Genomic DNA, 26,806 nt, shown 5'->3' with positions numbered 1-26,806 from the left:
TCATTTACCTGTCTATGCTGTTATGTTATAACATAACGCAAAATTGGTGGGCAGCAGCCTGCTATTGCTAATTTGAGGGAAATGATATGAAACCTGACATCCACCCGCAGTATCGTACTGTGGTATTTCATGACACGAGTGTTGATAAGTATTTTTTGATCGGCTCGACCTTACAAACAGACCGAGAAATTAAGTGGGAGGATGGCAAAACTTATCCTTACTACACGGTTGAAGTGTCGTCCGAGTCTCATCCATTTTATACAGGCAAGCAGCGTGTCATTCATAAAGAGGGTCGTGTGGCTAACTTTACTCGTCGTTTCGGTAGTTTGAATTCAGTAAAGCAGGGAGAGAAGTAACATGAAAGTATTAAATTCACTAAAGAGCGCCAAGAAGAGAAGCCCCGATTGTCAAATCGTCAAAAGAAAAGGGCGAATTTACGTTATCTGCAAATCAAACCCTCGCTTTAAGGCGGTTCAAGGTAAGAAGAAAAAGAATTAAGATTAGATAGTTACAAAACAATATCACAATAAATCGCCCCGATTTCATAATGAAGTACGGGGCGATTTTTTGCGAGTTCACAATACGAACACTCAACCAATCATGGTATGTCTGTGGTTCAATGTTCTATTTTTTGTTAGGACGAAACTTCCTGCCATCTTTAATATTCAGTACCATCAAGCTTAGGTTTACTGACCCTGCCATCAATTCTAAAAGTTGCACACCATAGAAAATCGAATCAAATTCACCGGCTTTGGCCCATTGGTTCAAGAAATACGCCGCAGGAATAAGAATCACAATCCCATTAAATGCAATGATTGGCATGCGTTTACTTTTCCGTTCAATCACTTTGCCTCTACGCTGCTTTGCCATTGCAGCTCCAGTTGCGCCAGCTGTCGCAATTGCGGGAACTAAGATAAATAGCCCCGGAAAAACGATCAAAGATTTCACTAATTGAATCGATTCTTTAGTACCAAAAATTTCAACCAATAGCGTTGAAGTAAAGAAGGTAGCAATACATAACGTGGCTGTGATTGCAGCAATACGATGGATGATAGGTTTCATAATTCGACTCGCTTAATTGGCAATTTGTTGTCAAAGTTAAATTTAGAATGATGTCATCATGTTGTCAACTTTGGTTTGTGTGGATAATAATGAATAGATTTTATTTGGTGCTGATTTCTCATGTTTTAATGAGATTATAATATTGAATTTAATGGATTTCTATTGACATTGACGCATTGGTTATGAAATGAAAAATAAAAGACTGTGGATCATTCATTGACAATTGGTTGTCGTTGTTGGTATTTTGGCATTGTGTTGTCAATTTGATGCGGTATTACGCCTATTCACAACGAACGAATCTGGAAATGGCTGTCGAGGGATCACTCTCGTCTTGAGCTAAACCTCTAATATTGATTGTTTTTTGAATTTGTACTTAGCAGCATATAAAGTAGCAAATAGTTAAAATTGGTTGGGCATAACATGTATATCGATCCGAAAGGTGAATCTTTCACTAATGTGGTTTTGGAAATCTTTAAAGTAAACGGAATGCTAAACGCTGAAGGCGATGAAATGGGCAAAGAGTTTGGAATGAGCAGTGCTCGTTGGAAAGTGCTCGGTGCCATCATTAAATTAGAGCAAGCAGTAACGGTAGCTGAGATTAGCCGAACGATGGGGCAAAGCCGCCAAGCCACTCAGCGATTAGTGGATGTAATGGTAAAAGATGGCTTATTAGACATGCGAGACAATCCAAACCATAAACGTGCGAAGTTGATCGATTTAACTGATGAGGGGAAGCGAGTCTACAATTTCCTTCATATTAAGCAGTTATCATGGGCAGCAAAAAGCTCAGATGAACTTGAGTTACGAGATCTGAAAACGACACTCGCTACACTTCAAAAAATGTCTCAGTATTTCGATAAATAAACAAAACTGAACAGTCTAAGAAAGCAGACACCCTTGTTCGTCGGCATTGGTTTACTGTAATTTAGCGTGCAAATGCCTGACTTGCTAAAATAGATAGGCTTTCCTTTATGGCTTATCTATTTGTTGTACTTCACTATTAACTTCCAATCCTGCACTTGATTCTTGTTCTATTACGACTAACTTTATAGCCAATCGCAATAATATCTGTATTTAGTATTCTATTACTCTATAAAGCTGACCTATAACAGCGTAGGATCAAGCCAACTTTAGCCCCAAAACTAGGCTGCACTTAGATGCATAAATGTAATTAATCATGAAACTAACAGCAAAACCATCACAGAATAACGCTCTACTTATTTCTATAACGACGCCGGAATTTAAAGGTGATGAAGCAAAGGAGTCCCTTGCTGAGCTTGCTCGATTAGTAACCACGTTAGGATTTAAAGTGGTTGGAACTCAATCACAGCATCACAAATCAACGCAGAAACAGAACGTATTGGGAGCGGGTAAACTTGCTGAAATCGCCCACCTTACCGGTTACCAAGGCTCGATTGAAGAAGTAGAAGACGAAGATTTTATTGATGAATCGTTTGATTTTAGCTCTGGTATTGATGAATTAGATTTTGATAATTTGCCATCTGAAGGGTTGGAGTACGGAACTGCTGATGTTGTGGTATTTGACTGTGATTTGAGTCCGTCTCAACTGCGTAATGTTGAAGCGCATTTGGGTGTCGAAGTGTTTGACCGAACTGGCGTTATTATTGAAATCTTCAGTCGTCACGCGCACACACGTACCGCTCGTCTGCAAGTTGAAATTGCTCGTCTAAATTACCTAGTGCCTCGACTGCGAGAAGTAGCTGAGGGAGATAAAGAACGTCAAATGGGTCAGGGTGCCGGTGAAACTTCACTAGAGCTTGACCGCCGTAAAGTTCGCGATCAAATTGCCGCACTTAAACGTGAACTGGTTAGCGTACAAGATGAAATGAAAAACCGACGCACTAAACGCGCGGAGCTTTTCACTGTAGCTTTAGTTGGTTATACCAATGCCGGTAAGTCTTCGATGATGCGTGCGATGACTGCAACCGAAGTGGTAGGTGAAGATAAACTTTTCGCAACGCTTGATACTACGGTTCGTGCTCTTCAGCCAATTACTCAACCGCGTATCTTGGTTTCAGATACGGTTGGTTTCATCAAAAAATTACCACACGATCTGGTTGCTTCATTCCACTCAACGCTAGCGGAAGCGCATGATGCGTCATTGCTACTCTATGTTGTCGATGCGTCTGACGCGACATTCCGTGCTCAGCTTGATGTGGTACATGAAGTATTAGCCCAAGTGGGTGTTGAAGACAGCGAAAAACTATTAGTACTAAACAAGTGCGATAGATTGAGTGAAGAACAGCAGTTAGCGCTGATTGAAGAGTTCCCAGATGCGATGCTGACTTCAACTCGTGATCCTCTTGATATTACTAAGCTGCACAAATACATCGTAGGTGTTGCTGAGCAAGGGATGCTCGAAGAAGAGATCACTATCCCTTACTCTGGACAAAGCATCATTGGTGAAATTCGCTCTAAAATGAGTGTGGTTAAGGAAGAGTATGATTACGAATGTATCAAATTAACCGTTCGCTCAAGTGCGATTGACTTAGCGCGATTGAAAAAGCGTATGCAAAATATTTAAGTGACCTATTTATCATTCTGTGATCACCATAGAAATGCCGCTTTCTTAAGTTAGCGGCATTGTCTTTTCACCCTTTCGTACTATCTATCTCGACTCATTACTAATACTTTTGTTATTAACTTCTATACTCAAAAAGTAAATCCATTATTTATGTGAATGTTTGGGTGGTGGTTATGAAACTTATCTATTTAGTGAGTGCTATCTCACTGGCTATGTTCTCTTCAGGATCTCTCGCGGTTGTTAATCAAGGTTATGATCTCAAAGATCATTATATTGTGGTGCTTAACGGTAACACTCCGGACTCTCGTGCTAGTGAAATTGCTCAAGCGGTCGCGAAAGGAAAGGGAGTTGTCGGGCACCGTTATAACACTGCAATAAAAGGCTTCTCTGTTCGTATGCCTATACAAGCTTTAAACGGTTTGAAGCATCGTTTTCCTGATATCGATTATATTGAACCTGATATGGTTGTAAATGCGATGCCACGAGGCGGAAAGCCAGATAAAGGAGGAGGCGATAGTGAAAGCCCAAGAGCGACACAACAGACTCCGTGGGGGATTGATCGTGTCGGAGGTTTTGTCGACATGACCGGCTCCGATTCAGTGGCGTGGGTCATTGATACTGGGATTGACAGTAGTCACCCAGATCTGAACGTTGATAGAAGACGAGGGGATAACTTTGCTCGCGGTAAGAAAAATAACACCAACGACGGTAATGGACACGGTACTCATGTTGCAGGAACGATTGCTGCAAAAAATGACGGATTTGATGTGGTTGGTGTTGCCGCAGGTGCAACGGTGATCCCTGTTCGAGTGCTAGATAATAATGGTAGCGGCACAATGTCTGGCGTGATTGCGGGTGTCGATCATGTTGCGGCTAACGCAAGTGCTGGTGATTGCGCCAATATGAGTTTAGGTGGTAGTGGTTTTTCTGCGGCTCTTGATAGTGCCATAAAGTCGGCAGCGGACGATGGCATATTCTTCTCTGTTGCGGCTGGTAACTCTAGTGCCGATGCACAAAACTTTACGCCTGCAAGTACAGTTCACATTAATGTATTTACCATTTCAGCGTTTGATAGCAATGATAATTTTGCCGATTTTTCTAACTATGGGCCTGATGTGGAATATGGACAACCGGGAGTGAATGTTTTGTCGACCAAGGCTGGTGGTGGGACGGTGGCCTATAACGGTACATCCATGGCGGCACCTCATTTCTGTGGCGTGATTTTGGCGAGTTCAGGTTCAGTTACAACTGATGGGGTGGTGAATAATGATCCAGATGGCAATCCAGATCCGATTGCAGTACGTAATTAATATGCATAAAGACTAGAAAAATAGCGTGATGTATATACGGGAAGCGGTACATAGACTCCTTCCTATTTGCCGTTTCCCTTTTTAATCACAGGCAGTGAACAGTAAAACAGTTAACAGGCAGTAAATCATAAATAAAAAGCGACCGATGATCCGGTCGCTTTTTTTGTTCGTTATTGGCCAATATAGCTGGCGGATCTTTCATGTAGTTGAATGAAAGAACCGTTACGCCATTCTTTGAGTTGGCTTCCAGCGTGCTAGCTCTGGGTCAAGCTTGATACCTTGTGAAGTCAGCAGGTTAACACGTGCTAAGTAAGCCGCACCGTGCATCAAATGCTTAGCAAGGTCTACCGCATTACGCTGTTGGTAATCGTCTAGGTAGCTGTCTTGTGCCCATGCGTTGAATGCGCCAAGTGCAGGGCCTGCCCATACTTGATAGTCCATCTCACGACCTTGTTCACCGGTGTTTGACCAACGGCTAGAAAGCCCCAAGTACCAACGGAAAATCAACGCCATTTTACGTTTCGGATTGCCTTCAGCACGTTCGATCTGTTTAGGGTCGCGCTCGTTAAAGTGAGCCACAGTGCCCGCCCAAATGTCATCCAGTGTTGAACGGAATACCTGCTTCTCTAGCTTTTGACGTTCTTCAACTGGAATTGCCTCAATCGAGTCGTAACGTGTGTATAGCTCATACAGTTTGTTGGCACGCATTGGGAATAAAGTGCCGCGCTTAACCACTTGCAGTTTCACGCCCATTTCGAACATGTCTGCCGCCGGAGCCATAGTCACGTCAGCCATTTCGGTTGTCGAAAGCAGCTTACGAGTGTGTTCGCTTGCGCCAGCCTCAACACACGCTTGGTTGATTGAACCAGTAACAATGTAAGCCGCGCCCATGTTAAACGTCGCTAGAGCAGCGTCAGGCGTACCTACGCCACCACCACAACCGACACGTAGCGGTGTTTTGAATTGGTACTGAGCTTGGATTTGCTCTTTCAGTGCAAGAATCGTTGGCAGTAGGGTAACCAGTGGACGATTATCGGTGTGACCACCAGAATCGGCTTCTGCGGTAATGTCATCAGCCATAGGAACAAGCTGTGCCAGTTCCATCTGTTCTGCTGTGATTCGGCCTTCATCAACTAAAGCTTGCAGCATTTTCACAGGAGCAGGCTGCATGAACTTACTTGCGACTTCAGTACGGCTTACCTTAGCAATAACCTTGTTACCGATCTGAATCTCACCTTGTGCATCGCGACTAAGGCCAGCTGCACGGTAGTGAACGATTTGCGGTGTTAAACCTAAGAATGCAGAAGCCTCAACCGTTTTCACTTTGTGCTTCAAAAACAGCTCTACACTGCCGCGCTCTAGAGCGGGTTCGCTTGGGCTGTGAATCAGGTTAAATGCGTAAGGACCGTTTGGTAGTGCTGCTTGAATGCGGTTAATCGCTTGCTCAACGCGAGACGGGATTAAGCCCGCCGCGCCAAATGAACAAAGAATGCCAGCTTGGCCAAGAGCAATCACTAACTCTTCAGATGAAATACCGTTTGCCATTGCGCCCGCGTAGTAAGCGTATTTCACGCCGTGGCAGCGACGAAAATCTTCGTCGCCTAGGCTTTGTGTACCAAGAGCAGGAGCAAAGGCGCTAACAGGTTGGCTGTTCGCTGAGCTTGCTGAATCGCCCGATGCAATCTCAGATTTTTGGCTTACGCCTAAGCCTTTTTCTGGGTGGTTCACGACGTAACAAGCAAGGCTTAAGTCTTTCAATATTGTCGACATTGCTGCGTTATCAAAGCGAGTTGTGCTCTCTTCGATCTGCCAAGGCCACGGAGATAGCTTTTCGTTATTAATTGTAGTTTGAGTTGTCATTCTAAATTCTTTCCTAGTTCTCTGTCTCTAATAGCGGCTTATGCTTTCTTGATATCAGGGGCTTTATCGATAACAGGAGCTTCTTCGATGCAAATCGCGATGTCTTTCACTTCGTAAATACGCAGACCATCTTTGCTCAGGTTTGCGTCACCAACGATGATGCGTTTACCGTCTTCATCTTTAATCGCAGTGATGTGTACATCCAGTGACATCTGTTTGTTCAGAGGGTTAATCTGACCACGGTATTTCCATTTCACTTCAGATTGGATTTGACCAAACTTAGGATTGCGGAAGCCGGCACCAAGATCTTTATTTAGAGCGTAGGTTTGCATCAGTTCGATGATCGCTTCGACACCTAGAGAACCTGGCATTACCGGATCTTGATGGAAGTGGAACTGGAAGAACCAATCGCTTGGGTCAATTGTACGCTCAGCGTAAAGGTAACCCAGACCGTCTTTACCACCATCGCTGGTGATCTGCACGGTATCGATAAAGTTCAAACGACCGCCAGCCAGTTGGTAGTGCTCTTGTACTTCACCCGTAGCAGAAACAGGTGCATTGAAGTAACGCGTCGTTTTGTCTAGTAGGTTGATGTTTACATCCGGTGTACGGTTGTTATCAACGTGCCAAGGGTGAGTTACTTTACCGTTGTCCAAACCAAGTTGGTCTTTCAGTGCTGCGCCTTTAAAGTAACCAAATACCGCGGTACCTTGGTAGAAAGGCACGCCGTCAGTGCTCAGTTCAAAGCTGAAGCTCTGTACGATGTTGGTGCCCATCATAACGGTTGAAAGCAGACGAGAATCGTTGGTGATCGTTTTGCCACGTAAGTCGACATTACGCAGCATTTTGCCGCTGCCATCTAGGTTGCGGAAAAACAGTTCTTCACCTGGGAAGCCCAGTGTTGTACCCATGTAGCCAGAGATAAAGCCGTTTGGTTGCAGTGAAATCTCCATCAATACTGAGTAAGGCATTAGGGTCTGGTGGTTGTTTTCATCAAAGTACCATGCATTTTCTGGCACTTCGTACTCTGCGATACATGATGAAGGCTTCTTGAAGTCGCCACGCTTGCCATCAATTTCAACGACACGAGTGGTTAGCTGTAGGTCGCCACACGGAGTACGCGGTGGAATCATCCCACGGTAGATAGAGAAATCAGGACCGAAACATTTTTCGATATCACCAGTCGCGAATTCGAACATGTGATAAGGCGTGAATGGAACCGTATCGGGTGTGCGGTTCGGGTAATCAGGAGTTACCGGTGCTTCAACGTGTTGAAGAGGAATTACGCCTTTATTTGGCGCAGTTGCTAGGTCTTCAATTTGCGCCATCAATGGTGCATTCGCTGAAGCCTGTTGGTTCACTGCTGGTGTATGGCCCAAGCTTTTATGGTCCAAGCTTTCGATAACCGGAGTTGCGACAGCTGTTTCTAAAGAAGGCAGGTAACGAGTACATTCGCCGTCTTCTTTGATCATCACACCCAAGTTTTGGAAATCAACAATCACTTTACCGTTAAGCAAAATGTCGATGTTGGCTTTCGCGTATGGGCGAGGGCTTACGCCAATTTCAGTCACTTCCATGCGGTAAGTCAGTTCAGCCGATTGCGGTAGAACTTGACCACGACAACGTACTTGTTGAGGCGCGTTTTCTAGTGGTTGGAAACGACCGTTTTGAACAAGCGTATGCATGCCAAGGTGCATCATGAAGAATTGAAGCAGTTGACCACAACCTTCTGCCATTAATGAACCTGCCATTACAGAGTCATCTTTGAAGTGACAAGGGAAGTACCAATGTTCAGGCTCTAACTGCTTGTGACCTTCAATCAGACCAAGACCCCATGTGCCGCCTTGTGGTTCAACGCGGCTAACCTTTTCGATCATCATGAACTTCTCTGAGCTGAAGCATAAAGAAGGCTGGTGGCTATTGGATTGGTGAGTTGGACCAAAACACTCTGCAATGTTGGCTGTCAGTAGATGACGCAATTCTTGGTGGTTAAACTGCGTTTTAGGGCAGTGCAACATAGGGTCGAAGCGTTGCTTAGTTGCAAGCTTACGAGCCTTGATTTCATCTTCAGTGTGAATCACACCTTTGCCATCTGCTAGCTCTTCATCAGTGAAGAAGCCCGCACAGCCGTTATCCATTTTCAGGATCATCTTGTCGCCAACGAAACATTCGTACGAGAAGAAGAACAGCAGCGTGTCGCCATTGCGAGCAAAGTTGTTGATTGAGATGTCGTAACGCAGTGTATCGCCACCACGAGGCAAGTCGCCAAGGAAGGTCAGCGTGCAATCAAGTAGGCGATAAACACGCTCACCTTTGTTTTCAAAATCGATACCTAAGTAGCTGATCAGCATTAGGTCACACTGACCAGATTCAACTGCAACAGCCCAAGGGATCTGACCATCAACAAGATACGGTGCATCAACTGGGATGTCGTATTCGGTAGTCATTGTGCTTGGCTTGTACTCGTTCACTGTCGCGTTGAGCTTGGTTACACGAGATACCAATAGGTAGTCGGTGGTTGGTAAGCGAACGCGACGCGAGTAGCTATCAATGATCGCGTAGTCAGGGCCAAATACATTCGCAATATCACCTTCCGCGTATTCAACCAGATCATCGTAATCCCAGATACATGGCTTACGGATAGGTTTTACTGGTGCTGGCGTCGCAAGTGCGTTAACTGGTGTTGACTGAACCTGAGTTGATTGAGCTTGAACAGGCTGAGCTAATGTTTCGGCTGAGCTATCTAAACCAGACGTAATTGCGTTTAGCTGTGCTTTTAATAGCGCATCAGCCATCTGCATGCCTTGGGCACGTGTGTGCAGGAATGCTTTGTGTACTTGCTGAGCTGCTTGCTGATTTTGAGCAAAAGCTTGGTTGTATGGTGTTACAGACGGCTGTGATGCTGCATCCGTATTAGCGTCGATATTCGATACGCCATTTTTAGCGGATAGGACATGAGTCATATTGCTGTGGTTACCTGTTAGCTGACTGTGGCGAGTTGGCGCCAGAGTAGGGGATACTGATGTAGGAGTTTGGATGACTGGCTCTACCGCGTTTTGCGCTAATGCTTTCTTCTCTAACTCTTTTTGTGCAAGAGCTGCTTGAATGCTTGCAGTCGTTGGAATTGACACCACTCCTGCCGCTTGTTTACCAGAAGCTTTCTGTTGAATGTGCGCTAGGTTAGCGATTGGTGTCTCTGCGATGTGTTGAAAAATATCGCGACCACCTAGGGTCACTTGTTTAACCAATTGACGTTTAGCATCACTTGCCAGTTCACTACTTAAACGAACGGACAGTGACTGAGATTCAACATTCGATTGGCTTAGTAACAGCTGTGAACATTGTCCTTCGCTGATGTTGGCAACAATCGCGTTCTTAGTGCTGATATTTGGATTCAGAGCTGCAAGGTTCAGGTTGAGCAGGCCGTGTAGCAGGCTTGCCATCCCAGACGCTGCAGAGCAGTGACCAACACGTTGACTCGCTTGAATTGTCTTAGTGCTGCTTCCTAGATTGATAGGTGTTTGCTCTTGTGACAAAGACTCTGATGCATGGTTAAGCTCAAGCAGAGAAACATCATTCGAGCTCATACCAACTTGAGTCAGTAATTCATCAGAAACGGCGTTGCTATACTCGCTTGAACCAAAGGCCAATGCGTTGATGCTGCCGTAAGCCGTATCTTGGTTGCTCGCTACCCGGTTTTCTTCAACAAGAACAATCGCACCTGCGCCTTCGCCCACATTCCAACTGCCGTCTTGCGTCTGTCCGAATTTTGGAGCAAGCGACACTGGGCTCACGCTGTTCTTCAGAATCACATGTTCTGCACTGCCACTAAGGTCAACGGCTGCAATAACGACGGCGTCCATGGATTCTTGCGACATTAGGTTTTGCGCGACATCGATACAGCGAGCAACCGACTGCTCAGCGGCTGAAATCGTAAACGCTGGGCCGTTAAAGTCCCATAATGAAGAGATACGCGAAGCCATGATATTGCCGATGAAACTGGTGTATTGGTTCAGCTTGGCTGCGTCCATCACACTGTCCATCGCGATGGTTTCTAGCGATTGGTATTCGTCTTGTGTTAGCTCAATACCCATGTTGGCAAAGCTGTCAGCCAGTTGGCTATGCAGGTTTACGCGTCCACGGAATTGGTGCATCTCAAGCTCTGTTTCCATCGCAACGAGTACTGCAACCTTTTGGCCTGCTACAAGCTTGGCATCTTTGATGGCTTCGTCTGCAACTTTCATCAGTAGCAACTGCTGAGAGATCAAACGGTCATCTTCGTTTGGCGGCACTTTAAAACGTAGGAAATCGAGATCGAATTGGTCGATGTACGCTCCGTTTGGAATTCCGTGTAAACCAAATTGATTCAGTAGCTCTGGATGTTGGTCTAAGCCTTTCCAGCGTTTCTTAGGCAAAGCAATGAAAGCATCGTTGTTGGTCTCAATCGCAGTGCTTAGCGCATTGATGCTTTGAAGAGAACCGAAGTGCGATGCGAGGCCAGTAATGCTTAGATTAGGCGATTGTAGATTTGGAGAAGCTGACTCTAGAGTCTGGGTTACATGACCTGTATCTGAATACGCTTCAAGCAATAAGTGAGCGTTACAACCACCGAAACCAAATACAGAAACACCCGCGCAGCGCTCTGAGTTACCCGCTTTACTTGGCCAAGGTTGCACTTGTGTTGGTAGCGTCTGTGAGCCAAATAAACCTTCTGGTGAAGACAGTGGCTTGTCTAAGTTAATACTTGGTGGAAGAACGCCCTCTTTCATCGCGAAGATCATCTTCATGATCCCAGGCATACCTGCCGCAGTCAGTAAGTGACCGAGGTTTGACTTTGCAGAGCCAATCAATGGCGGGTTAGAACCATTCAATTTCTCAGTAAAGAATCGCTCCATTGAGGTCAACTCAACCTTGTCACCTAATGGTGTGCCGGTTGCGTGACACTCAATCACTTCGATGCTGTCTGGTGTTAAATTCGATGCCTCATAAGCGCGTTCAAAGGCTTGTACTTGCCCTTTGCTGTTTGGACTTAATACGAACTGACCACGGCCATCGTTCGACAAGCCAATACCGCTGACGACTGCGTAAATGTTGTCGCCATCACGCTCTGCATCAGCTAAGCGTTTTAGCACTAATACACCAGCGCCTTCGCCAGCAAACAGACCTTTACTGTTGCTATCAAACGGAACCGACACACCGTGGTCTGGGTAAGCGTGGAAGATTGAGAAACCCATGTTGATAAAGAATGGGTCAGCACCGGATACCGCGCCCGCCAACATCATGTCGGCTTTGCCCGTGTTCAGGTAATCACATGCTAACTTCAATGAATACACAGAGCTTGCACATGCTGCATCTAGGCTAAGTTGCACGTTGCCTAAACCTAATGCATCAGCCACTAATTTAGAGGCGTTATGTGCAGCTGCACCATTGATCGGATTGAGGTCTTGAGCGGTTTCATTGGTTGGTAGCAGTGAAAACTGGTCATTAGCCAATTTATCTTTGAGTGCTTTCTCGACCACCGAGTGATACATCGGCAGAAACAAGTCGTTTGAGCGTGTGGTTGGGAACGAAAGGGCACCCATGATCACGCCTGTGCGCTCTAAAACATCGGCATTCAGATCAATGCCTGCGTCGGCTAACGCCTTACGACTGGTATCCAAAGCCCATAGGAAACTCTGGTCAACACCGTTGAACGATTCTGCTGTTAATCGGTAGCCATTGCTATCGAAATTGAAGTTTTCGATGTAGCCGCCTTTGTCACAGTAAAAGCGATCTGACTCACCTTGCACGCCCTGAAAGCTTTCAGGTTTAGCACCTAACTTTTCAGCGCTTAATGTGGTCCGAGAATCTTTTTTATTCAGCAAGTTTTGCCAAAAGTCTTTTGGCGTATCCGCTTCTGGGTATTGGTTAGCAATACCAACAATCGCGATCTTATTGCACTTCACTTGCTGTTTATTCTTAGCCTGAGCCTGAGCTTGATCTTGAGATGGCTTCGATTGAGAACTCATACTAGCTCTCCTTGATGATTCACTGCGCTGCCTTGAGATACACCACTTAATTGCTTAGTGGTGATCTGTTGTTTTAGCCCTTGAATAAGTGGCTCGACAGACAATGGGATTTGATGAGTAATGAGCTGACCAATGCATTTGATGAGCGTGACAATATCGTCACCGCCTTTGGCATTGGAAGCGATTGTGCAGTATTGGTCGGCTACGTTGTCGCTACGATTGATCTTGTCGATCAATGTGCTGGTTTGACGATCGGCACCTACTTCTACAAACAGATGAGTACCTTGCTGACGCGCACTCTGGATCAGCGCGGTGAAATCTAACGTTGAACAGAAGGTGTCGGCAATCGAAAGGGCGATACTATCGCTGTCAATATTGATTGGTGCGCCAGTCGGTAGACCTGCTGCGCTGATAAAGCGGATATGCTTTGGCAACTCGTCGAACAGTGGTTGCGTGTAAAACTCTCGCACTTGGCTGTGTTGGCTCAACGCTGGCGTGGTGTGCATGGCAGTCACACGATTCGCGGCAATGCCACGTTTACCCAGTTTCTTGAGCAATGCACGACATGTGGTTTCACAACCGGCCAGTACGCAAGTATCACCTTGGATGATAGCGAGATAAGCACGTGGAAACTCTGGTAGCAGAGCCTCAATCGCTTGCGCATCACTGCGAACTACAAAGCTATTCCATTGGATACTTTCGTCGCTGTTCAGCTGCCAATCTTGACGTACTGCGGTGAGTTCGCCAGAAATAGCCGTGGTGAAAATAGGGCTGGTTTGAGTCATCTCAATCAGCGCATGTGGGTTCTTCCAAACATTTAAGCTGGCCCACATGGAAGCTTCACCCTTGGAGTAACCCAAAGCGAAGTCTGGCTGCACTTTGAATTCATCACATAGCAGTTGTGTTAACAGATAACTACTGCCCACACCTGCAATGGCCAACTCACTAAGAGACATTTCTTGCGAGTCGTCAGCGTAGGTTTTGTCAGCCTGCAGCATCTCTTTCAAGTTACCTTCACGTTCTAAACGAGCAAATAACTGTGGGAAATGGTGGTGAAACTCGCGCAACATGCCGGGATAAACCGTGCCAACACCAGGGTAAACAAATGCAACGCCACCTTTGCTTTGAGGCTTCGGTGAGAAACAACTGCCCGCAGGCGTTTTGTAGTGGCTATTGTCTGCCATTACTTTTGGCAACGCATTTTCTAGCGCTGTGATCTCTTGTAGTGCAGCATCAATTGAAGCCGCTTGAATTACGATGTTCGCGCCAAGATCAGCATTGTGTTGAGCGTTTTGGAAGTGGCTTAGGTTTGAATGCATCAAGGTGGCGATAGCAAGTTTGCTGTCTGCCGCTTCGTTAACGCATTTAAGCTCTTCTCTTAACGAGATTAACTGAGAAACCAACTCGGCTTGTTCGTTGCCTGAAACCACAAACATCAAACGCTCGCTTGATAGCAAGGGTTTTGGTTCTTGCAAACCGGTCGCTTGAGTCAATATCAGGCTGGTGGCTTTTTGGCTATCGTCACTGAAAGTTAACGCAGCAACACGTGCTTTGTTCGGCTCAGTGAACCAATAGTGGCTGGGTAATGAATAGCTCGGCAATGAACGGCTCGATATCGCATTAACCATATTCAACAACTCATTAAACTGCTGCGAAGCAGATAGGGTTGAGTATTGTTGTTGATGGCTTAAATCTGAAGCGGGGCGGCGTGACATCTCTAGAGCAAGCTGAACGCTATCTCCATTATCTAGATCGAGAGTTTCGGCAAAGCCCGCTAAATTCGCGTGTGGGTGAATCTTATTCTGAGCAGCACTCAACGCACTTAACATCAACAATGATGGTGAATGAGAATCCAAACAGAGTTTAACAGCAGTACCTTGATTAACAGTCTCAATCGCACGGCTAAGTGCTTGATTAAAATTGCCATCAACCACAACAGTTATCATCTCTGGGAACGAGGGGAATAAGTCGGCAGAAAGCTCAGCCGCGTTTGCTGGCTGAGCTAAAAGAGCGATGCGCAATGGCATCGCTTTATTAGTAGGAACAGTCACTATGACAATTGCTCCTTTTCTGCGTTTTTAGTCGCCTCTTTCTTTGATACTGCTGAGCTAGATTTCGGCAAAAATGCGTCATTTAAGCTCTTGCTGATGGTGACTTTTGCACCTTTCATTACTGCGCTTAAACGACCATCTTGGTGGTAAAGCGAGATATCAGCTTGCAGCGAACGAGCCGTGCTTTTTATCACGTTCAGCTCTAGCCAACCTTGGTCACCATTGTGCATCGGTGCGTAACAAACAAACTCACCAATTGCAGACGGTAGACTTGCCGCGCCGTACTTCAGTCGAGCCCAAACCAGCATTGCTTGCAACAGATAATCTTCAGCAAATGGCTGGCTATCGCCAAAACCTTGCTTAGGAATAAATGATCCGCAGTCGCTGTTTTCAATCTGAGGCAATTGGCACTGAGCCAGTAAGCCTAAGTCGTCAAAGCGTTCAACTGAGGTAATACCTTGCAATCTTGGTCCATGAAACAGAGTGCCGTCGCTGTATAGAGCTTGTGCCGTTGTTACAGGTGCTGAAGTGTTGGCTTCAAAGCGATTTTCTGACGCTTGTTGAACATCTTCAGACACTTGCACAGAGGCAACTTGCAACTGAGCTTGATACTGTGGTCGCCCTTGGCAACTGATCACTGCTTTTAGCTGATCTTTTGATTTAGCATCAGAAGAAAGAACCAGTTTCAGCTCTTGCACTTCATCAGTATCAAAAATCACACCCTTAAGCAGTTTATAGTTGTGAACGCTAACGTTCACACCTAACAGTTGCTCTGCGACTTCACGCATCCACTGGATGGCACACACTGTCGGTAACACAGGGTTACCGGCAATGCAGTGATCTTGAATGAAAGGCAATGCCTTTGGATCAAGATGACGTGTCACAGTGATGCTTGTATTCAGCGGACTCTTTGCAAGATGCACAGACTCCGCATTAAGCTTTTTTACAGCAGCTTCCTTGTTGTCAGAACCTTGCATGCTCGTACCAACCAGCAGTTGAATGCCAGTTTCGTTCAGTAGTTGAGAACTAAACAGCTCTGCACCTGCTTGAAGAGGAATTACGTATACACCACGTTCAGTAAACATACGTTTCAGTGCCGCGTTGACCATACCGCCGTCCCACGGTCCCCAGTTGAAGCTCATCACTTTCGCTTGAGGGTTACGAGCAGATAGTTGTAGAGCCGCTTTGTTTAGGATCTCGTTAGACATCGAGTAGTCACTTTGGCCAGTGTTTCCGTAGAAACCTGCCGCCGAAGAGAACATCGCAATCAGTTTTAGCTTGCTGCTATCAAGACCACCAAGAACCGCTTCTAGTCCGCCCACTTTCGTGCCGTAAACCATGTTCAGTTCATCAAGCGTTTTGTCTTGAATATGCTTGTCAGCCAGTACGCCTGCACCGTGGATAAGACCTGTGATACCTTCGAAATTCGCCAGCGTTTTTGCTACTGACTCATGGTTCGACACATCTAGGCTTAGGTATTCAGCGCTCGCGCCAATTTCGTTGAAAGCGGCAAGTGCTGCGTTGATTTCAAGGCTGCTCAATACCGGTTTTAGCAAGGCATCAACTTTCTTTGGCGTTGGCTTATCACCCGTCGCTTGTAGGTGTGCAATTGCAGCAGGTTTTAGCTCTTTCTCTTGCTTGCCTTGTGCCCACTGAGGTAGCTCAGCTGAAGTAATATGCTTACTACGACCTGCAAGAATGAAGTGAGACTTACATTGCTTAGCAAGCGTCAGTGCACATTCAAACGTCACGCCTTTAGCGCCACCCGTCACGAGAACTTTGTCGCTCTTGGTGAGTTGAGCGCCTGTGTTTTTAGTTTGTGCAGCACCTGGTGTTGCCGCAATCAATGTTGCACGACCAGATTCACCGTTTTCCGCATGGCTAAGGCCGATTTCAACCGTGTTGGTGTCGATATCGAACAGTTCACCAGTGATAGCTTCAGCTAGGTGACGAGCATCAATAGAAGCGTCAGCATCCAATGCACGGCAGAATACGTTTGACCATTCATGGCTCAGTGTCTTAGTTAGACCAGATAGAGCGGCTTGGTTAAGTTCTGCATTCGCTAATTGCTTAGTATCTAGGTAACCAAAGCCACCATCGATACGGCTTAGTGTGAAGAACACGCTACGACCAGAAACGGCATTCAGCTGACCATTTAGGTGCTTGGCGAATAAGAACGCTGTGGTTAGTGAAGCTCTTGAGTCTGCATTCAAGTTAACCGCTTGCTCGTTGCTTTGTTTCGTATCAACGATAGCTTGTAAATGAATGAAGCCAGCAATCACTTTGTTCGACGTTTTAAGGTCTGCTTCGATGTCGTTAATAACCGCAGTCACACCCGCATCATCGACGCTGTTGAGTGTGTAGCTTGCGATTTCACTGTTTAAAGGTGATGCGGCAGAAAGAGCACTACGCACTACAGCAACTTGAATGCCGTTAGCGGTCAACTTTTCTGCTAGAACACCGGCGTTGTGACCATCATCTGTGATCACGACACAAGCGTCTTTTGAGAAACAATCGACGAGTTTATCTGCCGCTGGTAGCTTTTTTAGCGCCACCTCATTGTGTGGAGGAAGTTCCGCTGTCGCTGTTTCTGCGATAGGCGTTACTGATTCAGCTTTTGGAGTCGCTACGGGTGCAGCTGCGGATAGCTTGCTTTGCATATAAGTAACGATTTCACCAAGCGTACGACACTCAGCTAGGTCTTCAGGGTTCAGTTCTGGCAGCGTTGGTAGCTGGTCTTGAACTGTACCTAGGATCTCAACGCGTTTGATTGAGTCGATACCAAGGTCTGCTTCCATGTCCATCGCGAGGTCGAGCATTTCTGCTGGGTAGCCTGTTTTGTCGGCAACCACTTCCATCATTGTTGACTGAACATGAGCAGGGTTTAGGTCGTTGCTTGTGCTTTCTACAATTGCCTCTACTTCTACAGCAGGAGCTACTGCCGCTGCTTCCGAACTAGGAGCTAACTTGCTGTTCATGTAGTCAACAATTTCACCCAGAGTGCGACACTCAGCTAGGTCTTCAGGATTCAGCTCTGGCAATGTTGGTAGCTGGTCTTGAACCGTACCAAGGATCTCAACACGTTTGATTGAGTCGATGCCAAGGTCAGCTTCCATGTCCATTGCTAGGTCGAGCATTTCTGTTGGGTAGCCCGTTTTATCAGCCACTACGCTCAGCATTGTGCTTTGAACTTGTTCTGCGTTTAAACCGTTTGATACTGCTTGCGCAGATACTTGAGCCGCTACTGGAGCAGAAGCAGGAAGTTTACTGTTCATGTAGGCTACGATTTCGCCTAGAGTGCGACATTCAGCTAAGTCTTCAGGGTTTAGCTCTGGAAGAGTAGGCAGTTCATCTTGAACCGTACCTAGAATTTCAACACGTTTGATTGAGTCGATACCAAGGTCAGCTTCCATGTCCATTGCTAGGTCTAGCATTTCAGTCGGGTAGCCCGTCTTCTCTGCCACTACTTCTAACATGGTTTTTTGAACGACAGCCGCATCTAGACCATTGCTAGCTGTTGCCGGAGCAACTACTGCTGCTTGTGAAGCCACGGGAGCAGAAGCTGGAAGCTTGCTGTTCATGTAAGCAACGATTTCGCCAAGAGTACGACACTCAGCTAAGTCTTCAGGGTTTAGCTCTGGAAGAGTAGGCAGTTCATCTTGAACCGTACCAAGAATCTCAACACGCTTGATTGAGTCGATACCAAGGTCTGCTTCCATATCCATTTCTAGATCAAGCATTTCCGTTGGGTAACCTGTCTTTTCAGCAACCACTTCTAGCATGGTTTGTTGAACGACTTTCGTATCAAGACCATTAGATGCTTGAACAGGAGCGGTTGCGCTTGGCTGTGCTGCCACAGGCGCTGATGCTGGCATCTTACTGTTCATGTAAGTAACGATTTCACCAAGAGTACGACACTCAGCCAAATCTTCAGGGTTCAGCTCAGGTAGGCTTGGCATTTCGTCTTGAACGGTACCAAGGATCTCTACGCGCTTGATTGAGTCGATACCAAGGTCTGCTTCCATGTCCATTTCTAGATCAAGCATTTCCGTTGGGTAACCGGTTTTCTCAGCGACCACTTCTAGCATCACTTTTTCAGCATCGGCTGATTGTACTGCTACTGGTGCAGCTACAGGAGCCGGTTGCGCTTTAACTGGCACTGGAGCTGCAACAGGTGTTGCTGCTTGAGCCACTACTTGTGGTGCAGGAGCAGCTTTCTGTACTGGCGTAACTTGAACAGACTGAGCTTGAACTTGAACTGGTGCGGCTTGGACAGGAGTCGCTTGTACTTGAGCTACAGGCTGTTGAACGATAGCTGCTGGAGTAGTTTGAGTAGCTGGAGCTTGAATCGCTGGCTGAGCATTTACTGGCGCAACGAAGGTTGGTTGTGCCGTTTGTGCTGAACCTTGCGTCAGCATATTAAGTGCAGAGCTGTTGCTGTGCGCTTGCATTTCTAGATAATGAGCGTGAGCTTTTAGCGTTTCAGCTTGGTGCTGGTGGAACATCTCCATAGAACGTTGCAGGTTCTCAGGAATTGCTACGCCTGCCGTTGCCATTTTCGCTTGCTCAGACATTAGGGTGTTGAACGTGTCACCGTATTGCTGAGGAATCGCCAAGAATTGCTGATGTACTTCTGCTGCTTGTTGTTGAGCATTGAAGAACGACTGCAATGAAGACTCATCAACCGTTACTTGAGCTGCAGGCTGAATAGTCGCCGATGCAGGTTGTGACACTTGCGGCTGCTGAGTTGCTGTTGCTACTTGTGCACTTGCTGCTGAAGCAGCTGACTGTTGTACATTTGAAGCTTGAGGAGCAGCCACAGGTACTTCAACGATTTCTGTTTTGATCACTTCTTTTTCCACGATTTTCTCGACTTCAACTTTCACTTCAACAATCTCAGTCTTTTCGGTGACGTTGCCTGAAGCCAATGATTGATCCATTTTCTTACGAGTAGCGGGGCTGATGTAGTTGGTTGCATTCAGCTTGATGTTCATTGGTGATGCCTTTGCAGGTTCAGCAATGTCAGCTTGGTAAGGGTCAATGTTGTCTAATGAAACACCTGCCACGCACAGTTGAACTGCAGCTAAACGAAGCTGTTGGTCACTGTCGCCTTTAGGGCTTGGGTTGATGCTGATTGCGTAAAGCTCTTCGTTCTTATCAGCCAATGTTTTCTCAACCAGCTTTTGAAGAATGTTCTTCGGACCGAACTCAACGAATACACGCGCACCGGCTTCATACATCGCTTCAATTTGCTCGCTGAAACGAACCGATTGCAGCATGTGTTGCTTGAACGCTTTCTTGATCGCTTTCGCGTCTTTGCTGTGCAGTTTGCCCGTTGCGTTCGAGTAAAGCGGCAGCGTTGGAGCGCTGAATGAAGCTTTATCAATTGCAGCAGCAAATGGTTTTTGAGCGTGAGCAACAAGCGGTGTGTGGAAAGCGCCAGAAACAGGCAGAGCAATCGCTTTGAAGCCTTGTTCTGTTAGCGCTTGTGCTGCTTGTTGAACCGTCGTAGTTGGACCTGCAATAACCAGTTGAGTCGGAGCGTTGTAGTTGGCAATGCTCACGCCTTCGAATTGGCTGATGCAGCTTTCAACGGCTGGAAGCTTGTCTGCATCTAGGATGACCGCAAACATAGTACCGCTGTCACCTTGTTCAGGTGTCGCAGCCATTGCATCGCCACGAGCGAAAGCTAGCTGGTAATAATCGTCTTGCGAGATAACACCCGATGCGCATAACGCGCTTAGCTCACCAAAGCTGTGGCCTGCCACCATGTCGGCTTTGAAGCCAGCTTGAGTCATGATGTCGAACTGACCCATAGACACAGTACCAATCGCATTTTGTGCGTTGGCAGTGTTGGTTAGCACCGCTTCTTGAGCTTTGGTTGCTTCTGGTGTGAAGGTTGGAATTGGGAATAGAATTTGCGACAGAGCCGTTTTCTTGTGCTGACCAAATACTTGATCCGCTTGAGCAAGCTGTTGACGCATCTCAGGGTAGTGACATGCAAGCTCGCGACCCATGTTTAGGTATTGCGAACCTTGACCTGCAAATAGCGCTGCTACTTTACCTGCGCCGTTTTCAGCAATCAGTGCCGACTCACGGTAGCTAGTACCGTTTGGCATCTGCCAATGTGTTTTGGTTTGGCTCTCAAGCATAGAAACCGCTTGAGTCAGTTGCGCTTGAAAGTCTGCTTGGTCAGTCACGACTAAACCAATACGAGCATGCTTAGCGTCAATTTCGCGTAGAGCGTGTTGCTCAGCAAGCGCTTCCAGTTTGAACGCAGCATCGGCAGCTTGAGTTGAAACCTGCTTGAGCTCATTGATCAGTGCTTGACGAGATTCCGCGCTGAATAACAGAGTTTGTGGTACTTGGCGCTGACGGTATTTGTCACCGCGAGCGTGCTCTGGCGTGTACTCTTCCAATACAACGTGGAAGTTAGTACCACCAAAACCAAATGAGCTGATACCTGCACGGCGCGGTGTGCCGTCGACACGTTTCATCCAAGGACGCGTTTGTGTGTTTAGGTAGAACGGAGAGTTCTCGATATCCAACTTAGGATTCGGAGCCGACACGTTGATCGTTGGCGGCAGTACTTTGTGGTGCAGTGCTAATGCAGCTTTGATTAAACCTGCAGTACCCGCGGTTGATTTAGTGTGACCAATTTGAGATTTCACAGAGCCTAACGCAATGTGTTGCTTCTCTTCATTGTTCTCACTGAATACCGAGTTTAAGCCACCAAATTCAGCCACATCACCTGCAGCAGTGCCTGTACCGTGCGCTTCTAAAAGGCCAAGCGTGTGCGGTGCGAAACCAGCATCATCGTAAGCACGTTTAAGCGCTTTTGCTTGTCCTTCAGGGCGAGGCGCGTAAATACTCTTGAACTTACCATCCGAAGAAGAACCGACACCTTTAATCACTGAGTAGATTCTGTCGCCGTCACGCTCTGCATCTTCAAGACGCTTCAGAGCAACCATACCGATGCCTTCACCAATCATCATGCCTTTTGAATCGATGTCGAAAGGTTGAATGGTTTCATTAGTGGTAAATGCTGGCGTTTTAGAGAAGCTCATGTACATGGTTGGCGAGTTATCAGTACACACACCACCTGTGATCATCATTTCACTGCGGCCTTCAACCAGCTCACTAAGAGCCATACGCATTGCGGCTAGAGAACCTGCACACGCAGCATCTACCACACAGTTAATGCCGCCAAGGTCAAAGCGGTTAGCAATACGACCTGAAATTACGTTACCCAATGAACCAGGGAATGAGTTCTCTTCCCAGTGGATGTATTGGTCTTGGAATTTTTTGATCAGCATTTCGCTGTCTTCGTCGTTGATGCCGCTGTTCTTGAATACTTTTTTCAAAACAGGGTATTGCAGACGGGCATTTAGGCTTTGAGCGATCTTCTGACCGCCACCAACACCTAGCGTGATACCGATCTTATCGCGATCGTAGCCTTCAGGCAGCTTGGCATCTTCAAGAACTTCTTTTGCCACGATCAGAGAAAGCAACTGTGACGTATCAGTCAGTTCTAGAATGTTTGGCGGAAGGCCGAACTCCATTGGGTTGAAGTCCACTTCAGGGATGAAACCACCGCGCTTACAATAAGACTTGTCTGGCGCAGTACGATCTGAATCGTAGTAATCTTCTGGACGCCAGTGAGTCTCTGGCACTTCGGTAATGGCATCAATCTTTTCGCTGATCAAATCCCAGAATTTGTTTAGGTAGCGAGAGTTTGCAAACATGCTTGCCATACCAACGATAGCAATTGGCATGTCTTTAAGGCGTTTATTCAGTCGAGTGTCGTCGACTGATTCAGGGGTGTTTGTTTCGGGTTGGCTCATTATGAGTCTCCACTTGAAATCACTGAGGGCGATGTCTTATTTAGAGGCGGCGCTTTGAATTGGATAGAAAATAAATCTGAAACAGACTTGAGCAAACGCAGCCGAAAAGTCAGGTTGTTGAAGTTAAGCAACCAGTTTGAAATTGGGTTTATTGAGCAGTAATGCTCGCGAGAAGGTGAAAGCATCACAAGCGAGTTAGGTTTCTAGGATTGGGAGTCATGTCCATTAACGTCCTGTCTATTTTATTGCGAAATACAGGGGGAGATATCGCAATGTAAATTAGATGATTTGACCAATGGTTGAGCAGGCTACCCGAGGTGAGTTGTCGATACAATGCTCCCAAAGCCCACTATGTTCTGTTCAGACCAGATGAATTACTCTAATTTTTGTAAATATAAGATTTAATATTTATAAGTTATTGAAAATTAATGTCTTGTTGTATGTTTTTAGTGTTTTTGCTCTAAATTGTAGCTTTGTGAGATCTAGCTATCATTTTTGATAGATAGTTTGTAGCAGTGTTTAGTTCTTAAGGAGTTGTTTGTTTCTGATATACAATTACTGTAACTTCTTTGAATCGCTGTTTTTAGTGTGGGTCTCTTATGCTATTGGCTTAGCGATAAGTTTTTGTAGGCTAGCGGCTAAAAATAGCATTGTGCAAATATTGGTCGTTTTATAGTTTGGGGAAAGTAAGGTTTTATGTCTAATTCTGTGGTTGATTTGTGGTTGTGCCTAATAGAAGAACTTGATGAGAGCGAAGCATTAACGGCAGAGCTTAAAGCATGGTTAACCGACGATGAGATAGCAAAAGTGAGCCGCTATAAAATGGAACGAGATCGTCTTAGAGGTCTGTATGTGCGCTGCTTTTTGCGTGCGATTTTGTCCCGTTATGCCAACCGTCATCCCAACTGGTGGCGTTTTGAATATGGCGACAAAGGGAAGCCTCGTTTAAGTGCTGACCAATTTTCCAAAACTGGAATTGAATTCAACATCAGCCATAGCCGTGATTATTTGTTGGTGGCCGTTTGTTTGAATAATTCGGTTTTGGATCCCATAGCGTTGGGAGTCGATATTGAACATTCACGAGACAACACCAATATCCAATCGATCATGACTCACTATTTTTCGCACTTAGAAATAGATCAATTAATGGCTTTGGATGAATCTCAGCAACCTACGAGATTTTTTGATTTATGGGCATTAAAAGAGTCCTACATTAAAGCTACTGGCACAGGGCTCGCGACATCATTGAAAGGTTTTTCTTTTGATTTTTCTAAGGTCACTGAGCGGACTGAGGCAATGAGAACCGTGACGAATTCGAGCAAAGAGAGAGTTGGGCAGAGTCGTCAGTTACGCCTATTTCAAGGGCTTGAACTTCATCTCTTCGAAGATCCCGATCGTGAGGGCGCGAAAAAAACGTCTACACGAGATAAACAATGCAATAACCTTTACTGGAAAAGTTTGCTTGGCCGAGTAGATGACCAATATCGATTTGCCGTGACGCTAGGTGCAGAGGGTATAGCCGGAATAAAACTCAACATGATTGAGTTTCAAACTTCCGACTTATTTTCACAATTGGAGGCATTTAAATCGAAGGACCCAACATAGCGTTTAAAACGACATCTGGTACTGGTTGAAGTCGTTTTCCTGTATCTAAACAGACCATTTCAATCTCCCCAATCACTGCGGGTTTTGTTGCCTCTTTACGCCACACTTCTTGTCGCCATAATGTCTTATATTTGCCATCTAATTCAAAAGAGGTTCGAATATCGCAAATTTCAGCAAACTCAACCCCGTCTTGAAAGGTCATATTGGCTTTGTAGACGGCGAAACCTAATCCTTGTTCATTCCATAGTTGCGCCAGTATGTCACTCCCTAATACATGCTCCCGAGCACGCTCAAAATATTTCAGAAAATTAGGGTGATACACAACACCTGAGTGATCGGTGTCTTCGTAATAAATTTGTACGGGGTGGTGGTAAATTTTGCTCATCTCGACGATCTCTTCAAGTAAGTCAGTCGTTGATACGTAATATCTCGCCGAAGCGATGACAATCAATATGGTTAGCGGCACTTTACCTTAAATTTCTAAATTACTTCAATATTCTAAGAGCGTGGCTGCCTTGGTCAGACCTCCATTTTATGTCAATAGGCGAGATCTCCCCCATACCATAAATTTTAATGGGTCATTTCCCACCCATGGAATTACCCATGTTGATGGCTGGCATGAATTGCTATCTATCCGATCCTTTGTGGTTAAAGGGTTGTTAATGGTTTGTATAAAGTTGGCGCGTAAATTGCCTTGTAAGGATTACACAGTACCCATAGATGGGGCTGTTTTGATCAATCAAGGAGAATAATAATGTTTAAGCCTCTTACTCTACTGTCTTTATCGGTACTTGCTGCTACTAGTTTTAATGCTGCTGCTAACTGTGACCCAGGCGAGATCGTGATTAAATTCAGTCACGTAACCAATACTGATAAGCACCCGAAAGGCATTGCGGCATCATTGCTTGAAGAGCGTGTAAACACGGAGATGAATGGTAAAGCTTGTATGCAGGTTTTTCCAAACTCGACTCTTTATGATGATAACAAGGTACTGGAAGCCCTTCTCAATGGTGATGTTCAAATGGCAGCTCCGTCGCTGTCAAAATTTGAAAAATTCACTAAGAAATACCGTATTTTTGACCTTCCATTCCTATTTGAAGATGTCGATGCCGTTGACCGTTTCCAAAACTCTGAAGCGGGCGACACTCTGAAGAATGCGATGAAACGTCGTGGCCTAAAAGGTCTTGCATTCTGGCATAACGGTATGAAGCAGATGTCGGCAAATAAGCCATTGATTACCCCTGAAGATGCAAAAGGGTTGAAGTTCCGTGTTCAAGCATCCGATGTTCTGGTTGCTCAGTTTGAACAGCTAGGAGCTAACCCTCAGAAGATGTCATTTAAAGAAGTCTACGGCGGCCTGCAAACTAAGGTTATCGATGGTCAAGAAAATACTTGGTCAAACATCTACGGTAAGAAATTCTTTGAAGTACAAGATGGGGTGACAGAAACCAATCACGGTATCTTGGATTACCTAGTCGTTACATCAAATGATTTCTGGAAAAAGTTACCTGATGATGTTCGTAGCCAGCTAGACACGATCGTTAAAGAGGTGACGGCAACTCGTAATGCGGAATCATCGAAGGTGAACCTTGCAAACAAAAATAACGTGATTGAAGCGGGTGGCGTGGTACGTACTCTTACTGCTGATCAGCGTCAAGCATGGGTTGATAAGTTGCAACCAGTGTGGAAAAAGTTTGAGAAAGACATCGGTTCAGATTTGATCGATGCTGCTCTTGCGTCTAATAAAAAATAGTAAAAACCTAGAGCGGCACTGAGTTTGTGCCGCTCTGAATAATTGTGTCGTTCATAACAATAACAAGAGTGACGTATCTAATGGAGCAGTCTCAAATGGAACAGTCTCTTTTTTCTAAAGTCGGAAAATTTACCGATGCAATTGAGGAAACTCTGATTGCATTCTTTTTAGGTGCAATGACCTTACTAACTTTTGCCAACGTAGTTTTTCGCTATGTTTTCAACGGCAATATTCTATGGGCGTTGGAGCTAACCGTATTTATGTTTGCGTGGATGGTTTTGGTCGGCGCATCTTATGGTGTTAAGAAGCACTTTCATATTGGGGTGGACGTGGTTATCAACATGGCCCCTGAAAAATTACGAAAGGCCTATGCAGTGATTGCAGTAACGAGTTGTTTGGCCTTCTCTGTTTTGCTGCTAATCGGTTCTTGGAATTATTGGTATCCGTTTGCAACAGAACGCGCTTGGTATGAAACCGATGACATCCCAATGCCAGAGATGCTGCAATTTATGTCGGACTGGTTAAATGAAGGCGAACGTTACGAAAAATTGCCGCGATTTATTCCTTATATGGCACTGCCTATTGGTATGGCTCTGCTTACGTTTAGATTCACGCAAATTGCTTTCCAAGTTTTCACTGGCAAATTAGATCGAATGATCGCAGGTCATGAAGCGGAAGAGGGCTTAGAAGCATTGAAAGCGCAAGTCTTGGAAGGAAGCGATGAAGATGCGACCTCACCTCTAAAGTCGAACGGTAAGGAGAAGTAGA

At 45.7% G+C, this 26,806-nt stretch carries 14 protein-coding genes; 8 read left to right on the top strand and 6 right to left on the bottom strand.

Features of this window, described 5'->3' with window-relative positions; all coding sequences use genetic code 11:
• Nucleotides 1-86 precede the first annotated feature (86 nt).
• Both F0249_RS05915 and ykgO read left to right on the top strand, forming a co-directional pair.
• A complete protein-coding gene (locus F0249_RS05915; RefSeq protein ID WP_017053343.1) occupies nt 87-356 on the top strand; it encodes a type B 50S ribosomal protein L31 in 270 nt (89 codons plus the stop codon).
• Nucleotide 357: 1 nt separating this feature from the next.
• Complete coding sequence (gene ykgO, locus F0249_RS05910; RefSeq protein ID WP_171756129.1) at nt 358-498, top strand: type B 50S ribosomal protein L36; 141 nt, start codon at nt 358-360, stop codon at nt 496-498.
• A gap of 126 nt (nt 499-624) precedes the next feature.
• On the opposite strand, the gene F0249_RS05905 is transcribed toward ykgO, so the two are convergent.
• Nucleotides 625-1,062 (bottom strand): hypothetical protein, encoded by a 438-nt coding sequence (locus F0249_RS05905; protein ID WP_171756128.1) that lies wholly within the window; start codon nt 1,060-1,062, stop codon nt 625-627.
• Nucleotides 1,063-1,482: 420 nt separating this feature from the next.
• Here F0249_RS05905 and F0249_RS05900 point away from each other — a divergent pair, with 420 nt between their 5' ends.
• The 3 genes from F0249_RS05900 (at nt 1,483) to F0249_RS05890 (ending at nt 4,917) form a co-directional block, all read left to right on the top strand.
• Nucleotides 1,483-1,926 (top strand): MarR family winged helix-turn-helix transcriptional regulator, encoded by a 444-nt coding sequence (locus tag F0249_RS05900; protein ID WP_216599536.1) that lies wholly within the window; start codon nt 1,483-1,485, stop codon nt 1,924-1,926.
• Between the two features lie 313 nt (nt 1,927-2,239).
• Nucleotides 2,240-3,607 carry a GTPase HflX gene (gene hflX / locus F0249_RS05895; protein WP_171756127.1) on the top strand — a complete coding sequence of 456 codons (1,368 nt, stop codon included), beginning with the start codon at nt 2,240-2,242 and terminating at the stop codon, nt 3,605-3,607.
• Nucleotides 3,608-3,780: 173 nt separating this feature from the next.
• The gene (locus tag F0249_RS05890) at nt 3,781-4,917 is read left to right on the top strand and encodes a S8 family serine peptidase (protein WP_171756126.1); all 1,137 of its coding nucleotides are present in this window, start codon (nt 3,781-3,783) and stop codon (nt 4,915-4,917) included.
• Between the two features lie 222 nt (nt 4,918-5,139).
• On the opposite strand, the gene pfaD is transcribed toward F0249_RS05890, so the two are convergent.
• The 4 genes from pfaD to F0249_RS05870 are packed head-to-tail and all read right to left on the bottom strand — an operon-like array spanning nt 5,140 to nt 22,680.
• Nucleotides 5,140-6,777: an eicosapentaenoate synthase subunit PfaD gene (gene pfaD / locus F0249_RS05885; RefSeq protein ID WP_171756125.1), complete on the bottom strand. Its 1,638-nt coding sequence runs from the start codon at nt 6,775-6,777 to the stop codon at nt 5,140-5,142.
• 38 nt (nt 6,778-6,815) lie between these two features.
• Complete coding sequence (locus tag F0249_RS05880) at nt 6,816-12,785, bottom strand: beta-ketoacyl synthase N-terminal-like domain-containing protein (protein WP_171756124.1); 5,970 nt, start codon at nt 12,783-12,785, stop codon at nt 6,816-6,818.
• Nucleotides 12,782-14,836, bottom strand: a complete 2,055-nt coding sequence (locus F0249_RS05875; RefSeq protein WP_171756123.1) for a PfaB family protein — start codon at nt 14,834-14,836, stop codon at nt 12,782-12,784. The genes F0249_RS05880 and F0249_RS05875 overlap by 4 nt, the downstream gene beginning before the upstream one ends.
• Nucleotides 14,836-22,680, bottom strand: coding sequence for a type I polyketide synthase (locus tag F0249_RS05870; RefSeq protein ID WP_171756122.1), 7,845 nt, complete (start codon nt 22,678-22,680; stop codon nt 14,836-14,838). The genes F0249_RS05875 and F0249_RS05870 overlap by 1 nt, the downstream gene beginning before the upstream one ends.
• 696 nt (nt 22,681-23,376) lie before the next feature.
• On the opposite strand from F0249_RS05870, the gene F0249_RS05865 reads away from it, so the two are divergent.
• Nucleotides 23,377-24,285, top strand: coding sequence for a 4'-phosphopantetheinyl transferase superfamily protein (locus F0249_RS05865; protein ID WP_171756121.1), 909 nt, complete (start codon nt 23,377-23,379; stop codon nt 24,283-24,285).
• Here F0249_RS05865 and F0249_RS05860 read toward each other — a convergent pair.
• A complete protein-coding gene (locus F0249_RS05860; RefSeq protein WP_171756170.1) occupies nt 24,263-24,670 on the bottom strand; it encodes a thioesterase family protein in 408 nt (135 codons plus the stop codon). The genes F0249_RS05865 and F0249_RS05860 overlap by 23 nt on opposite strands.
• A gap of 369 nt (nt 24,671-25,039) precedes the next feature.
• On the opposite strand from F0249_RS05860, the gene F0249_RS05855 reads away from it, so the two are divergent.
• Nucleotides 25,040-26,038, top strand: coding sequence for a TRAP transporter substrate-binding protein (locus F0249_RS05855; protein WP_113795880.1), 999 nt, complete (start codon nt 25,040-25,042; stop codon nt 26,036-26,038).
• An 80-nt stretch (nt 26,039-26,118) separates the two neighbouring features.
• Nucleotides 26,119-26,805: a TRAP transporter small permease gene (locus F0249_RS05850; RefSeq protein WP_113795881.1), complete on the top strand. Its 687-nt coding sequence runs from the start codon at nt 26,119-26,121 to the stop codon at nt 26,803-26,805.
• The last annotated feature ends 1 nt before the right edge of the window (nt 26,806 follow it).

This window comes from Vibrio sp. 03-59-1 (genome assembly GCF_013114135.1).
Classification (GTDB): domain Bacteria; phylum Pseudomonadota; class Gammaproteobacteria; order Enterobacterales; family Vibrionaceae; genus Vibrio; species Vibrio cortegadensis.
This window is presented reverse-complemented; position numbering and strand designations above follow the sequence as displayed.

Bases quoted from the DNA above. Each gene is read 5' to 3' on its own strand.
- F0249_RS05855 (WP_113795880.1), top strand. From the start codon at position 25,040: ATGTTTAAGCCTCTTACTCTACTGTCTTTATCGGTACTTGCTGCTACT.
- F0249_RS05870 (WP_171756122.1), bottom strand. From the start codon at position 22,680: ATGAGCCAACCCGAAACAAACACCCCTGAATCAGTCGACGACACTCGA.
- F0249_RS05880 (WP_171756124.1), bottom strand. From the start codon at position 12,785: ATGAGTTCTCAATCGAAGCCATCTCAAGATCAAGCTCAGGCTCAGGCT.
- pfaD (WP_171756125.1), bottom strand. From the start codon at position 6,777: ATGACAACTCAAACTACAATTAATAACGAAAAGCTATCTCCGTGGCCT.
- F0249_RS05860 (WP_171756170.1), bottom strand. From the start codon at position 24,670: ATGAGCAAAATTTACCACCACCCCGTACAAATTTATTACGAAGACACC.
- ykgO (WP_171756129.1), top strand. From the start codon at position 358: ATGAAAGTATTAAATTCACTAAAGAGCGCCAAGAAGAGAAGCCCCGAT.
- F0249_RS05865 (WP_171756121.1), top strand. From the start codon at position 23,377: ATGTCTAATTCTGTGGTTGATTTGTGGTTGTGCCTAATAGAAGAACTT.
- hflX (WP_171756127.1), top strand. From the start codon at position 2,240: ATGAAACTAACAGCAAAACCATCACAGAATAACGCTCTACTTATTTCT.
- F0249_RS05915 (WP_017053343.1), top strand. From the start codon at position 87: ATGAAACCTGACATCCACCCGCAGTATCGTACTGTGGTATTTCATGAC.
- F0249_RS05890 (WP_171756126.1), top strand. From the start codon at position 3,781: ATGAAACTTATCTATTTAGTGAGTGCTATCTCACTGGCTATGTTCTCT.
- F0249_RS05900 (WP_216599536.1), top strand. From the start codon at position 1,483: ATGTATATCGATCCGAAAGGTGAATCTTTCACTAATGTGGTTTTGGAA.
- F0249_RS05905 (WP_171756128.1), bottom strand. From the start codon at position 1,062: ATGAAACCTATCATCCATCGTATTGCTGCAATCACAGCCACGTTATGT.
- F0249_RS05850 (WP_113795881.1), top strand. From the start codon at position 26,119: ATGGAGCAGTCTCAAATGGAACAGTCTCTTTTTTCTAAAGTCGGAAAA.